This is a genomic window from Massilia sp. WG5 (assembly GCF_001412595.2).
Taxonomy (GTDB): Bacteria; Pseudomonadota; Gammaproteobacteria; order Burkholderiales; family Burkholderiaceae_D; genus Telluria.
Map to the genome: position 1 here is coordinate 2704745 of NZ_CP012640.2, position 14141 is coordinate 2718885.

13 protein-coding genes are annotated in these 14141 nt (G+C 65.6%); 3 read left to right on the forward strand and 10 right to left on the reverse strand.

Translation table 11 applies throughout. The features are described 5' to 3' along the window. The first annotated feature begins 6 nt into the window (after positions 1–6). Positions 7–2355 (forward strand): DNA topoisomerase IV subunit A, encoded by a 2349-nt coding sequence (gene parC / locus AM586_RS11995; protein ID WP_047821587.1) that lies wholly within the window; start codon positions 7–9, stop codon positions 2353–2355. A 154-nt stretch (positions 2356–2509) separates the two neighbouring features. On the opposite strand, the gene AM586_RS12000 is transcribed toward parC, so the two are convergent. The 7 genes from AM586_RS12000 to AM586_RS12030 form a co-directional block, all read right to left on the reverse strand. Continuing rightward, entirely contained in the window at positions 2510–3277 is a 768-nt protein-coding gene (locus AM586_RS12000; protein ID WP_373887909.1) for a DsbC family protein, read from the reverse strand. A gap of 13 nt (positions 3278–3290) precedes the next feature. Continuing rightward, positions 3291–4064: a hypothetical protein gene (locus AM586_RS12005; RefSeq protein WP_047821583.1), complete on the reverse strand. Its 774-nt coding sequence runs from the start codon at positions 4062–4064 to the stop codon at positions 3291–3293. 4 nt (positions 4065–4068) lie between these two features. Further along, positions 4069–4590, reverse strand: a complete 522-nt coding sequence (locus AM586_RS12010) for a nuclear transport factor 2 family protein (RefSeq protein ID WP_047821581.1) — start codon at positions 4588–4590, stop codon at positions 4069–4071. 98 nt (positions 4591–4688) lie between these two features. Continuing rightward, on the reverse strand, positions 4689–5627 hold the full coding sequence (locus tag AM586_RS12015) for a hypothetical protein (RefSeq protein WP_047821580.1): 939 nt from the start codon (positions 5625–5627) through the stop codon (positions 4689–4691). 609 nt (positions 5628–6236) lie between these two features. After that, on the reverse strand, positions 6237–6848 hold the full coding sequence (locus AM586_RS12020; RefSeq protein ID WP_047821578.1) for a hypothetical protein: 612 nt from the start codon (positions 6846–6848) through the stop codon (positions 6237–6239). Between the two features lie 151 nt (positions 6849–6999). Continuing rightward, complete coding sequence (locus AM586_RS12025) at positions 7000–7590, reverse strand: hypothetical protein (protein WP_047821576.1); 591 nt, start codon at positions 7588–7590, stop codon at positions 7000–7002. Between the two features lie 100 nt (positions 7591–7690). Continuing rightward, a complete protein-coding gene (locus AM586_RS12030; protein WP_047821573.1) occupies positions 7691–9103 on the reverse strand; it encodes an IgA Peptidase M64 in 1413 nt (470 codons plus the stop codon). Between the two features lie 129 nt (positions 9104–9232). Here AM586_RS12030 and AM586_RS12035 point away from each other — a divergent pair, with 129 nt between their 5' ends. Continuing rightward, positions 9233–10024 carry a CPBP family intramembrane glutamic endopeptidase gene (locus tag AM586_RS12035; protein WP_047821571.1) on the forward strand — a complete coding sequence of 264 codons (792 nt, stop codon included), beginning with the start codon at positions 9233–9235 and terminating at the stop codon, positions 10022–10024. Positions 10025–10030: 6 nt separating this feature from the next. Here AM586_RS12035 and AM586_RS12040 read toward each other — a convergent pair whose 3' ends face one another. From AM586_RS12040 to AM586_RS12050, 3 genes are all read right to left on the reverse strand, one after another. Continuing rightward, positions 10031–11272, reverse strand: a complete 1242-nt coding sequence (locus AM586_RS12040; RefSeq protein ID WP_047821569.1) for a cyanophycinase — start codon at positions 11270–11272, stop codon at positions 10031–10033. A 94-nt stretch (positions 11273–11366) separates the two neighbouring features. After that, the gene (locus AM586_RS12045) at positions 11367–11810 is read right to left on the reverse strand and encodes a GNAT family N-acetyltransferase (RefSeq protein WP_047821568.1); all 444 of its coding nucleotides are present in this window, start codon (positions 11808–11810) and stop codon (positions 11367–11369) included. 94 nt (positions 11811–11904) lie between these two features. Further along, positions 11905–12519 (reverse strand): hypothetical protein, encoded by a 615-nt coding sequence (locus tag AM586_RS12050; protein ID WP_229411022.1) that lies wholly within the window; start codon positions 12517–12519, stop codon positions 11905–11907. 127 nt (positions 12520–12646) lie between these two features. Here AM586_RS12050 and argH point away from each other — a divergent pair, with 127 nt between their 5' ends. Continuing rightward, entirely contained in the window at positions 12647–14044 is a 1398-nt protein-coding gene (gene argH, locus AM586_RS12060; RefSeq protein WP_047821566.1) for an argininosuccinate lyase, read from the forward strand. The last annotated feature ends 97 nt before the right edge of the window (positions 14045–14141 follow it).

Below are 14141 nucleotides of genomic sequence, written 5' to 3' on the forward strand. Positions count from 1 at the left end.
ACGACTATGACCCAAGCAAGCCTGTTTGAACAACAAAACGAGCCGGCCGGCGACGACGCCGAGACGCTCACCCTGTCCACCTTCGCCGAACGCGCCTACCTCGACTACGCGGTCTCGGTCGTGAAAGGCCGCGCGCTGCCGGACGTGTCCGACGGCCAGAAGCCGGTCCAGCGCCGCATCCTGTACGCGATGCACGAGCTGGGCCTGGGCCCGACCGCGAAACCGCGCAAATCCGCCGCCGTGGTCGGCGACGTGCTGGGTAAACTGCACCCGCACGGCGACCAGTCCGTGTACGACGCGCTGGTGCGCATGGCCCAGGACTTCTCGCTGCGCTACCCGCTGATCGACGGCCAGGGCAACTTCGGCTCGCGCGACGGCGACGGCGCCGCGGCGATGCGTTACACCGAAGCCCGCCTGACGCCGATGGCGCGCGTCCTGATGGACGAAATCGACATGGGCACGGTCGACTTCCAGCCGAACTACGACGGCTCGGTCGAGGAACCGCGCACCCTGCCGGCGCGCCTGCCGATGGTGCTGCTGAACGGCGCCTCCGGCATCGCCGTGGGCCTGGCCACCGAGATCCCCTCGCACAACCTGCGCGAAGTGGCGTCGGCCGCGGTGGCGATGATCCGCAATCCGAAGATCACCCACGCCGAGCTGATGACCTTGATGCCGGGCCCGGACTATCCGGGCGGCGGCCAGATCATCACCCCGGCCTCGAACATCGCCGACATGTACGTCTCCGGCCGCGGCTCGATGAAGGTGCGTGCGCGCTGGAAGATCGAAGAACTGGCGCGCGGCCAGTGGCAGGCGGTCGTCACCGAACTGCCGCCGGGCTGCTCGTCGCAGCGCGTGCTGGAAGAGATCGAGGAGCTGACCAACCCGAAGGTCAAGGCCGGCAAGAAGACCCTGCTGCCCGAGCAGCTGGCGCTGAAGCAGACCATCCTCGGCGCGCTGGATGCCGTGCGCGACGAATCCGGCCGCGAGGCCCCGGTGCGCCTCGTGTTCGAGCCGAAGTCCAAGAACCAGGACCAGACCGAGTTCATGCTGATGCTGCTGGCGCATACCTCGCTGGAGAGCTCGGCCCCGATCAACCTGGTGATGATCGGCGGCGACGGCCGCCCGCGCCAGAAGGGCCTGACCGAGATCCTGCAGGAGTGGATCGACTACCGCTTCGTGACGGTCCGCCGCCGCACCGAATTCAGGCTCGGCAAGGTCAACGACCGCATCCACATCCTGGAAGGCCGCGAGACCGTCCTGCTGAACATCGACGAGGTCATCGCCATCATTCGCAATTCGGACGAGCCGAAGGCCGCGCTGATCGAGCGCTTCCGCCTGTCGGACCGCCAGGCCGAAGATATTCTCGAGATCCGCCTGCGCCAGCTGGCGCGCCTGGAAGCGATCAAGATCCAGCAGGAGCTGGCCGAACTGCGTGGCGAGAAGGAAAAGCTGGAGGACATCCTCGAGAATCCGTCCAGCATGAAGCGCCTGATCATCCGCGAGATCGAAGCCGACGCCAAGCAGTTCGGCGACGACCGCCGCACCCTGATCGAAGAAGCGCAGAAGGCCGTGGCCGAGCAGAAGATCGTCGACGAGCCGGTCACCGTGATCGTCTCCGAGAAGGGCTGGGTGCGCGCGCGCACCGGCATCGGCCACGATCCGGCGCAGTTCACCTTCAAGGCCGGCGACTCCCTGGGCTACGTCTTCGAATGCCGCACCGTCGATACCCTGCTGTGCATCGGCGACAACGGCAAGGCCTATTCGGTGCCGGTGGCCGCCCTGCCGGGGTCGCGCGGCGACGGCGTGCCGATCTCGACCCTGGTCGACCTGTCGGGCGGCGGGACTACGCCGTCCGCTCGCATCCTCTACTACTTCGCCGGCAACGCCGACACGCGCCTGCTGCTGTCGACCACCGCGGGCTTCGGCTTCATCGCCAAGGCCGGCGACATGGCGACCCGTCTGAAAGGCGGCAAGTCCTTCATCACGCTGGATGACGGCGCCGTGCCGCTGGCCCCGCGCGTGGTGGCGGACAATGCCGGCGCGGTGGCCTGCCTGTCCGAGAAGGGCCGTGTGCTGGTGTTCGGCATCGACGAGATGAAGGTGCTGACCAATGGCGGCCGCGGCGTGACGCTGATGGAACTGGAGCCGAAGGAAACGCTGCTGGCGGCCCAGCCGATCAGCCCGAAAGGCGTGAACGTGAGCGGCACCTGGGCCGGCGACAAGCCGCGCACCGTGGAGCTGTTCGGGGTCGGCCTGGAGCCGCACTTCGGCAAGCGTGCGCGCAAGGGCAAGCCGCTGTCGGCCAAGCTGAAGGCGAAAGACCTGGGGATGCGCACCACCGGCGACGGCCAATAAAAAACGTGACACCCGCCGGTACCCCCGGCGGGCGTCACGAACAGAATGCATCCGACCACAGGCGGACGCCCCTGCTTACGGACCGTGAGCGAATCAGGTAAACGCCTGAAAACCAGTCTACGAAACAAGCAGCGATGCCGCAACAAGTACACCATTACGGTTTCGTAAGCTTGCGCAGGCGCGCTTCCAGCGTCGCCGCGTCGAAGCCGCTGCCGCTGCGCGATCCATCGGCAAAATAGATCGTCGGCGTGCCCTGCACGTGCAGCTTGCGGCCCAGCGCCAGCACCTGCTCGCCGGGCGCGACGCAGCCGGCCGGCGCGGCCGGCGGCGCCTTCGTTTCCAGCATCCACTGTTGCCAGGCCTGCGAGCGGTCGGCAGCGCACCAGATATTCTTCGACTTGGCCGCCGAATCTTCCGACAGGATGTTCAACAGGAAGGTATAGACGGTTACGTTATCGATGCCGCGCAGCGTCTCGTGCAGCTTGCGGCAGTAAGGGCAGTTCGGATCCTCGAACACCGCCATCACCCGTTCGCCGTTCCCTTTCACGGTCTTGATCGCCATGTCCAGCGGCAGGTCGGCAAAGCGGATCGCCGCCAGCTCGTCGGTGCGCGCGCGCGTCAGGTCCTGCAGCGTCCCCAGGTCGACCACCTTGCCGACGAACATGTAGCGCGCGGTCGCATCGGTATAAAAGATGTCGCCGCCCGTGCGGATCTCGTACAGGCCGCCATACGGCGTCTTCTCCACCGCGTCCACCTTCACGTTATTGCCCATGCGCGGCTCGACCAGCTTGTGGACGCGCGCCTCGTCCGCCGTTTCGGCATGCGGCCGCGCCGCCGCGCTTGCCGCCGCATTTGCCGTCACTGCGGCGAGCGCCATCAGCGCGGCGATTCTCGCCATCGTCATCGTTTTCATTGTCTCCATGTCCTCGTTCTCATCATGTGCCGGCGCCCGGGCTTTCGGCGAGCTGCGCGGCGCAGATCCGCGCGCCCTCCTCGCGGCGCTGTTCCAGCACGGCGCCGTGCAGGCGCCGCGCCTGCAGTTCGTTCGAATCCACTTCCGTCGCCCCGACCGGAGCCTGCATCCTGCGCCAGTCCGCCAGGGCGGCGCTGCACTCGCCATCCTCGGCCGCAAACCAGGCCTGCGCCACGGCCGTGCCCAGCATCCGCTCGCGCAGCTGGGCGCGCTGCTGCAGCCAAGCTTCCATCTGGCCGACCTGGGCGGCATCGAGGGCGCCCTCGCCGGGCGGCGCGATGCGCAGCTGCGCGCGCAAGCCCCGCTCGGCATCCAGGTAGCGCAGATAGTCGCCGACCAGTCCTTCCGCCTGCGCCAGCGCCGGCTGCTTCAGGCGTTGGCGCAGGTAGGCGCGCAGTTCGGCGGCGCCGGCCTGGCGTGTACTGGCGGCCCCGGTCTTCACGATGTAGGACTCGATCAGCTGCCGCAGCGGCAGGCCGATGAGGAGACGGCCGCCGGCATCCACCAGCGTCGGCTCGCCCGGCGCCGCCATGCCGGCGCTGCTGCCGGGCGCGGACGCCGGCGCGGCAAGGGCGCCGGGGCCGATCGCGCCATCCCAGGCGGATGCGGCGGCGGGCGCCGGCCTGGCGGGCGGCGCGGCGCTGTCCTGCAGCCAGAACGCCGCCGTCACCCCGATGGCGATACCGGCCGCGCAGACCATGCCGGCGCCAAGCTTGCTGTCCAGCAGGAAGGCCATGGCGTCACATCTTCTTGCGCAGCGACTGTGCACTGGGCGCGACCGCGCCCGGCACCATCGGGGCCCCGCCGGCGACCGGCGCCGCGTAGCGCACTGTCGCCTTCCATTCGTCGCCGCTGCGCTTCCAGGTATCGACCACGAAGAAAGACTGGGGCGCAGCGCCATCCGCGATCGTCCACAGGAAGCTGACCAGCATCAGGTCGCCGTACTCGTGCACCGCCATCTGGTCGATCGACGACCTGGTCACGGGCGCGCGCAGCGATTCGCGCAAGGCTTCGGCGCGCGCGGTCGGCACGCCCGGCGCGGCGGCGCTGCGGATCTCGAAGTCGTCCGCCAGCAGGCGGCCCAGGGCCTCGGCGTCGCGCCGCTGCACCGCCTCGAGCCAGGCGTTTTCGAGCTTGGTGAAGGTGAGGACGTTGCGCGTCGGCGTCAGCGCGCCACCGCGCCCGTTCGGTGCGACCTGGCCGGCCGCGAGCGCGCCGCCGAAGGTGGCCAGCAGGCCCAGCAAAATCAGGAATCGTTTCATATGCCTCGACAGGAAAATGAAAAAGCTGGCGCCCGCCAATGCCGCGGCGGGCGCCACATCGTCAGGATAGCGTCAGACCAGGTCCGACGCCGCCCTGCTTAGGGATAGTGCTGCACGCACTTCTGGGTGCTGGCGATGAGCCAGTTCTGCTGGATCAGGTACTTCATGGTGCCGAAGGTCTGGTTGTACTTGGCGCCGTTCGATGCCGTCGACGTGGTGCCGAAGTTCCAGGCGCACTTGTCCGCGTTTTCCTTGCCGTCGAAGTTCGAGTACCAGGCGTTCAGGTTCGGATCGGTGACGGCTTCCTCCAGTTCGTGCGCCAGCACGCTGGCGGCGCCGTCCGCGCCCGGGGTGTTGTTCGGGCTCGGGCTGGTTGCGCCGCAGGCCGAGGCGCACTGGGTTTCGGCATTGCCGACGAAGGCGTACTTGATGTCCGTGCCACCCACCGCGGTATGGTCATGCCAGCCGCAGTACTGGGTGCAGAAGCCCGAGGTCGCGGTGGTCGACTTGTCGGTCAGCACGACGTAGACGCCGTTCGGATCGGACGGCAGCTTGCCCGTGGTAATCGCATCGGACACGATCGAGGCGATGTTCGCATCGGTCAGCTGGGTGCCGTAGGTGCCGGTGTTGCTGGTGCTGCCAGCCAGCGTCACGCTGTTCTGCACGTGCACGTTCGAGCCGTTGTAGTAGGTCGTGTTGATGTTGAAGTAGGGCGACCCGCCGATGTGCTGACCCAGGTTGGTCAGCACGGTCTGCGATGCGCTGTCCCACTGCGAGCCGTACCAGATGTAGTACATATTGGTCGGCGCCACCATCACCGGGCCGCCGTGGTAGGTCAGGTTGGAAATGTTGGCGCTGCGCTGCGCGCCGCCTGCCTGCCCGCTCGATTTCTGGGTGGCGACATTGTCCAGCTCGCCCCAGCCCTTGCCGGTCGGCTTGAACTGGGAATTCGGCGTTTCCTTGATGGTTTGTGCGTGCGCAGCGAAAGCACATGCCAGGCCTGCCGCGAGCAGGCTGAGTTTGCGGCTGAATTGCATTTTTTCTCCGTTTCGATCTTATTGAAATAATGGCGTCCCGGTTAGGACGGTCTCCAACCCCGCCAGCCAGGGCTGTTGGCCCTGGCCGTGACGGTTTATCCAAACGACAGGCACGACCTGTGGACGTGCGCCAGCCTGGCGTTCGAATGCCTTGCAAACCCGTCTGGTGAATCCAGGCGGATGCGAATCGTTAGGTGACGGAGGTGCTAGCGCGGCGGCAGCGGAACGTGCGCGCGCGAATGGGACAGCGGAAGGGAAATGCAGTAAGGCCGAGCTGGGGAACGCAACACGATACGACTCCTCCTGTTGAACCGGCGACTGAAATGTTAAAAATCCAGTCTACGAGACAACTGATGGGCTCGCAATAAGCGCAACATTACGGTTTGGTAATGTTACAAAAAACAACATCGGAGCAAAATCTGATTTAAATCAATGTCATAGATCAAGGGCGTGGCGTATCCCGTTCGCGCATGCGCGCAAAGCGGCCGACTTGCACATAGGAAAATGTGAAATTTTGGTGAAGGAGGGGAAGGCCGACGTGATGCGCCGGCCTGGGTGTCGCGCCGCCCGGACGGGCGTCCGGGCGGAATCTGGCGGCAGAATGCAGGATTACTTGGCGGCGTCCTTGTGTGCCTCGGCCACGGCCTTGGCGGTCTTCTCGGCAGCCTTGTTCTGTGCCTTGGCCTTGTCGGCGTTGGCGTCCACGATCTTCTTCTGGGCCTTCTCGTCGGCCTTGATCATGGTCTCGTGCGCATCGGCGTTGGCTTCGGCGATCTTCTTCTCGGCCTTGGCGGATGCCTTGGCCTTGTCTTCCGGATCGGCCTTCGTCACTTTGTCGTTGGCGTCGGCGATCTTCTTGTTGGCCTTGTGCTGAGCCTTGGCTTTCTTCTCGGTGGCCTTGTTGGTGGCTTTCGAGATCTTCTCGTCCTGCTTGGCGATTTCCTTCGATTCCTTCTCGTTCGCCTTGGCGATCTCCTTGTCGGCCTTGGCGTCGCCGGTCGAAGCGGCGGCGGTGCCCGCGGTGCCCGAGGCGCCGCTGGTCTGGTCGGTACCGACCACGGTGGTGCCGGCTGCCGGGGTCATGCCGGTGTTGGCGGCCGGGGCCTGGGTGGTGGCGGTCGATGCCGGGGCGCCGGTCGAGCTGGTGCTGTGGGCCTGGGTCTGGGCATATACCGAGGTGGCGAACAGGCCGGCGATCAGGGTGGCGAGCAGTTTATTCATGGTGGTTCTCCTATTCCGTCTATGGTGGGGAGGCGCTGGGCGCCATGACTTTTTATTAATGAGTTGCCAGAATAGGCCTCAGGCTGTATTGACTCTGTTCGACAACGCACATAGCCTGAGGAAGCCCTTGTTAAAGTTGTGACAAAACTTTTCAACGGTTTTCGGTATCGCCGCCGGCCGCGCGATTGACGGCCTTGCGGTCCGATTTTTCCTTGGCCTCCTGGTACTTCTCGCGCCCCGCCTCGGCCGAATGCTCGGTCTTCAGGCGCGAGCCCGGCGGCGTCTTGACCCGGTGCGTATTCGCCTTGCGGACTTCCTGCTCGGCCTTGGTGCCGGCCTTGCCGCGCCCGCCGGTCGCCTTCGCGTCCGTCGCCGTGCTGTTCGGTGCGGTAGTGTTGGTGGCCTGGGCGTTCACGCTGTCCGCCTTCTGCGGATCGACGCCGACCACGGCGGTGCTCTTGCTGGTGACCTGGCCGGCATCGTTGATGCCGGCCGCCTGCTTGCCGGTGGCGCCGTGTGCGCTGCCGGTGGTGGCCGTGCCGTCGGTATGCAGGCCGGTGCCCGAGACGCCGGCGGCAGTCGAGTTATGTCCCGACACCGCCTGCCCGATCGGGGCCGTGGTGGCGGTGCTGCCGGCCTGCTCGCGCGGCTGGGGTTTGGCTTTGGGTTCGGTGGTCTGGGTCTGGGCCTGGGCCGAAGCGGCCAGCAGGCCGCCGATGAGGATGGTGAGGAGTTTGTTCATGATGATTCCCGTTGCGATAGGTATGCACCGAGAATAGGAGCGGGGCCGCCCGTCATCTGTTCGGCAGCGCACCCTGCGGTGCGTTGCCGTCTGGACCTTTTTATTTCAATGGACGCGCGTACAAATCGATGATCTCGCTGATCCCGTCCTGGCACACGGGACAGAACTGCTCGCTGCGGTCGAACATGATGCACTGCATGGCCGGGCGGTAGTAGCCGCTGGCCTCGTAGTTCGCGCCCTCGAAGGCGCCGATTGCCTTGCGGTACTGCGCCTTCGCGAACAGCGCCTCCGTGTGCGCCAGGTCTTCCCGGAACAGCGCGCTCATCTCCGACTCCGGACGGTTTGCCGCGCGCAGCGCCGCACGCCGTTTCTGGTAAGCGCGCGAGTATTCCTCGTACTCGGCCTTCGGCCACGGCGTCGGCAGCGGCGTGCCCGCATGCACGTGCTGCTTCCATTTCAGCCTGGCCGGATCGCGCAGCGCGGTCACGTTCGGCTCCCACGGCTCCATCCGCGCCCCGCTCGACTGGTAAGCAACCGGCGAGGTGTAGTACTCGTCGGCCAGGCCGGCGAAATGGTGGCCGAACTCGTGCACGAACAGGTAGTTGGCCCAGTCGTTGCCGGCCGCCGCCGTGCTGAACTGGCCGAAGATCCCGCCGCCGCCGTAGGTGTCGTTGTTGACCAGGATCTCGATGAACTCGTAGGGCGCGTACTGGGCGATGTCGCGCAGGGCGCGGTTATCCAGGGTCAGCACGTAGCGCTCGCTGCCGAAGATGTCGTAGCGCGTCCCCAGTGCCGAGGCATGGTGCACGCCGGTCGAGGGCCGGGTGATGCCCGATTCCTGGGTCGGCACCGCCATCGCCCAGACGTTGAAATCGTTCCCCCGCTCCTTGAACGGCGAGACCTCGAACAGGTGTTTGCTCAGGCGCCGTGCATCCTGCTCGAACTTCTTCATGTCCTGTTGCGTGTAGCCGTCCCCCAGGATCAGCAGGTCGACCTTCTGCGGCGAGGGCCCGCTCACCTTGATCGGCATCGGCCTTGCCGGCGCCGGCGGCTGGCTGCGCACGACGTCCTGGGCCTTCGTGTCGACCTCGACGCTCCACGCCACCGAGAACGCGTTGCGCTCGTCGCGCTTCAGGATGCGCACCCGCACCGGCCGGTCCGGCTGGGGGAAGCGCACCGACTCGTGGAAGCCACGGCTGAGCTTGTTCGCTTCCTCGGTCGTCTTCCACTCGCCGAACACGGTCGAGAAATCGCGCGAGTACAGCAGGTCGCCGGTCTTCGCATCCGCCACTTCCAGGCGGTTGTTGCCGCGGTTGGTGTTGTCGAAGGGCTGGCTCATGTCGCCCGGCCAGGGCAGCGGCTCGATCAGCACGCGCTCGATCGCGTATTGCTCGGAGAGGGCGTTGCCGCTGTGAGTGTAGTCGAGGCGGACAGTGGCGGGCTGCTGGGCCTGGGCGGCACCGGCAGACAGGAGCAGTGCGGCGGCAAGCAGTCGAATCGGAGTGACAGGCATATGAGATCTTCGCGAGATGGGATCGCTGTATTTTAATCCTTGCAAGAAGTTGGCAATTAATACGTTGACTTGCCAATGCCCCCTCCGTATTATTTAGACATCCATCTAATTAGATAAAGGTCGAATTGCATGAGAACGCACAGCCTTGCTTTCGAACCGTTCCCGCACGCCCTCCAGCATGGTCGCCTGTCCCTGTTCTGGGCGCTCGCCGGCGCGCTCGCGATTCCCGGCGTGCTGCCTTATGCGTTCGCACTGCATCCCTCGCTGCTCGCGCGCATACCGGTGCCCTTGCCTGTGTTCTTCGCCCTCCAGCTCATCCAGGGATTCGTGCTGCTTCTGCTGTTGAGCTGGATCGGACTACGGCTCGGCCAGGGCAACGGGCTCGATTCTCCGCTCGCGCGTGCTTTCGTTTATCGGGCGCCAATCGCAGCGCCGCTGCGTACGCTGGCGGCCGCCTGCATCGCCGGCGGCGTGACTGGACTGGCGATCATGGTGCTGGACCGGGTCTTTGAGCCCTTCATGCCGCCAGCGCCCCTGCCGGCGCACGGGTATCCCGAACTCTGGAAGCGCCTGCTTGCATCGTTTTATGGCGGGATCACGGAAGAGCTGCTGTGCCGGCTCTTCCTGATGAGCCTGCTCGTCTGGCTTCTTCGAAAGCTCTCGGCGCGCAAGGAAGCGACGCCGGCCGGGTGGATGATCCGGACCGGCATCGTGGGCGCCGCGGTCGTGTTCGGACTCGGGCACCTGCCGGCCGCGGCCGGCGTCTGGCCGCTCAGCTTCGTGGTCGTCGCCCGGACCATGCTGCTGAATGTCCTCGGGGGCATTCCTTTCGGCTTCCTCTATTGGCGCCGAGGACTGGAGCATGCGATGGCGGCGCACTTTTGTGCGGACCTCGTTCTACACGGCATTGGCGGCAGCTGATGCGCGTCAGGGCTGCTGGTACTGGTAGATCGGCCGCCGGATCAGGATCGGACGGATATCGAGGCGCAGGTTGTAGATCGAATAGGCATCGGTCGACGGCGACTCGTAGCCGACGCTGTCGGCGGCGCGGGTGAAACGGAACTCGAAGCCGAGGTCGGGCTGCACGCCGTTCGGGCTGCCGAGGGTGATGCCGATGGCTTCCGGCTGGTCGCTGTCGATCAGCTTGCTCATCAGGTCGACGACCGTGGAGTTGCCGAGGATGTCGGCCGTGAACAGCGGCTCGCGGTAGTACGGCCGCGAGGGATCGAGCTTGCCGTCGGCCTTTTCCTCCGACGGCGTGAACTCGTGGGTGGCGATATTGAAGCGGTCGCCGTTGTCGAGGTAGCTGACGCGCACATTGCTGATATTGAAGGCGCCCTCGCGCACGCTGGCCTTGGCCAGGTCGAGCACCAGCGCGCCCTTGTAGCCGATCACTTCGACGTCGCGGTTGGGCAGCACCACCATGGCGGTGTCCTCGTCGATGCCCAGCCCCAGCTTGTAGCCCTTGGCCAGCATGGCCGGCAGCATGCGTGCGAAGCGGCCGCGCACCAGCAGGTGCTGGTCGACGAAGACGTCGTCGCCGACGAAACCGAGACCGTCGGTGATTTCCTTGCCCTCCTCCACGCCGAGCTTGAGCGTGGCGAGCACCGCGCGCGGGCGGCCGAACATGGTGCTGCTCATGATGGCGGCGCCGGCGCTGGTGCCGGCGATCACGCCGCCGCGCCGGTACATGTCCCAGAGGGCGTCGAGCACGCGGGTATTGCTGCCGTCCTCGTGGCGCAGCGCGCTCGTGATGCGGCTCTGGTCGCCGCCGGCGAAGAAGGCGCCGCCGGCAGTGCGCACCAGCTCGGCGAGCTTGGGATCGTCGGCCGCGGCGTGGTAATCGCTGCCGGCCAGCTTGACGGCCACCGGCACGAAAAAGGCCTTGGCGCCATAGGCGTTGAGGCGGTCGACCAGGAACTTGCCGGATTTTTCGGGATAGCCCGCCGCAGAAGCGAACACGGCAATGCGCGCATCTTTGCCGCCGGCCAATTGCAGGATGCGTTCCCAGACCGGGGCGTTACCCGGACGCAGGTTGCCGCCGATGATGACCAGCGAACCCTTGGGCGGCGCATTGGAGGCGGCGGCGTTTGCGTCGGCAGCCGAGGCAAACTGGACGCTGGCGAACGCCAGCAAGCCGAGGACGACACGCAATGCAATACGGAACATGGACTCCCTTCCCTACCGTGACCGATGGAACAATCCCAAGCGTGCGTAACGCTCCAAGCCTGATTGTAGAGGACTGTCGCCGTGTTGAGCCGAGTCAGGTGAGGTAAATGTTCGGGGAGTAACGCTCCATGATGGTCTCGGGATGCTGCGGCGCCGTGAATCCGAAGCGGGCGTACAGGCTGTGCGAGTCGGTGGTATTCAGGGTAAAGCGGCGCAAGCCCTGCAGGCTAGGGTGCTCCATGACGAAGCGGAGCAACTGCTTGGCATAGCCGCGGCCGCGGTACTCGGGAATGACGAAGACGTCGCACAGGTTGGCGAAGGTGGCGTAGTCGGTGACCACGCGCGCGAAGGCGACCTGGCGCCCATCGAGGTAGCCGCCGAAGCACAGCGAGTTCTCGATCGAGCTCTCGACCACGCTGCGCGAGATGCCCACCGCCCAGGTCGAATTTTCGCTGAGGTAGCGGTAGATCATCGGCACATCCAGGCGCGTACGATCGGTGCTGACCTGGAAACTGGAATCGTTGGTGGTCGGAATCATGGGCGGCGCGACTCGTCAAATCTGGTAAAAAAACCAATTCTAGCGCCGTTCGCGGCGCCAGGGTCGATTACGTCAATCGTGCGCTGCCTGCTTTTTAATGACTCTTCAGGTAGCGCTCGGGCAAAGCCAGGTGTGCGTCCTCGCCACGCCACAATACGTTCACGATCCACCAGCGCTTGCCGTCGTTGTAGAGCTGGATGCTGTTGATGCCGCGCTGGAAAGGCTTGGCATCGTCGGCCGCGTGGCGCGATTCGTAGGTGCTGAACACGTGCGCCACCTGGCCGAAGGTCTCGGCCGTGCGCGCCGCCTCGCGCTCGAAAAAGCCCATGGTCGCGAAGGCCTTGCTGTTGCGCGTGATGTAATCCTCGACGCTCATGGCGCGCAGGCCGAAGCTGCCGTCGGGACGGGCGCCGACCGCCATCAGCCGGCCTTCGGGCGCGAACAGCGAACGCATGCGGTCCCAGTCGCGCGGCTTGCCGGCCGGGCCGGAAATCACGTCGTACAGGGCGGCGACGATGCCATCGACGGTCTCCACGTCGGTGCCGCGGACCTGGTAGCTGGATACCGCCGGGACTGCCGGCGCCGCTCCCGCAGCCGGTGCGGCGGGCGCCGCCGGCGTTGCCGGCGCGGCCGTGGTCTGCGCCCTGGCGCTGCAGATGCCGCCCACGGCCACCGCAATCGCCACCAGGGCCAATGTCATACGCTTCATGCCTGTCTCCTCATCATTATTATTAACAGGCACATCATCCCGTATTTCTTTCCTGAAGTCATCAGCGGGCGTATCCGGTGCACAGTTTATAATCAGGGATCCAAGGATCTCCCTCACTTCCTCCATCATGACCGCACAACTGTCCAAAAAAGCCGAAGCCTGGTCGGCCCGCTTCTCCGAACCCGTTTCCGATCTCGTCAAGCGCTACACCGCCTCCGTCTTCTTCGACAAGCGCCTGGCGCTGTTCGACATCCAGGGCTCGCTCGCCCACGCCGAAATGCTGGCCGCGCAAGGCATCATCAGCGCCGACGACCGCGCCGAGATCGAGCGCGGCATGGCCCAGATCCGCAGCGAGATCGAAGCCGGCCAGTTCGAGTGGCTGCTCGATCTGGAGGACGTGCACCTGAACATCGAAAAGCGCCTGACCGAACTGGTGGGCGACGCCGGCAAGCGTTTGCACACCGGGCGCTCGCGCAATGACCAGGTGGCGACCGACATTCGCCTGTACATGCGCGCCGCCATCGACGACATCCTCGTCCTGCTGAAGGGCTTGCGCAGCGCCCTGACCGACCTGGCGGAACAGAATGCGGATACCATCATGCCGGGCTTTACCCACCTGCAGGTGGCGCAGCCGGTGACCTTCGGCCACCACCTGCTGGCCTATGTCGAGATGTTCGGCCGCGATGCCGAGCGCATGCAGGATACGCGCCGCCGCGTGAACCGCCTGCCGCTGGGCGCCGCCGCCCTGGCGGGCACCACCTTCCCGATCGACCGCCTGCGCGTGGCCAAGACCCTGGGCTTCGAGGACGTGTGCCACAACTCGCTCGATGCTGTGTCTGATCGCGATTTCGCAATCGAGTTCACGGCAGCCGCATCGATTTTGATGATGCACATCTCGCGCATGTCGGAAGAGCTGGTGACCTGGATGAGCCCGCGTGTCGGCTTCATCGACATCGCCGACCGCTTCTGCACCGGCTCCTCGATCATGCCCCAGAAGAAGAACCCGGACGTGCCGGAATTGGCGCGCGGCAAGACCGGCCGCGTCTACGGCCACCTGATGGGCCTGCTGACCCTGATGAAGGGCCAGCCGCTGGCCTACAACAAGGACAACCAGGAAGACAAGGAGCCGCTGTTCGACACCGTCGATACCGTGCTCGACACCCTGCGCATCTTCACCGACATGGCGGCCGGCATCACGGTCAAGGCCGAGAACATGCGCGCCGCCGCCCTGCAGGGCTATGCGACGGCGACCGACCTGGCCGACTACCTGGTCAAGAAGGGCCTGCCCTTCCGCGACGCCCACGAAGCCGTGGCGCATGCGGTGCGCGCCTGCGACGACGCCGGCTGCGACCTGTCCGAGATGGCGCTCGAGCGCCTGCAGGCGTTCTCGCCGCTGATCGAACAGGACGTGTTTGCCGTGCTGACGCTGGAAGGTTCCGTGGCGGCGCGCGACCACGTCGGCGGAACGGCGCCGAAGCAGGTGCGCCAGGCGATTGCGCGCGTGCGCGGGCAGTTAGGTAATTAACGTGATTGGGAGCGTCGAGTAGGTTCTTTTTCTACTCGACAGCTCCCCATCAAGCATGCGGATGAGATTTATAAATAACCCCATTTAATAGAATTTT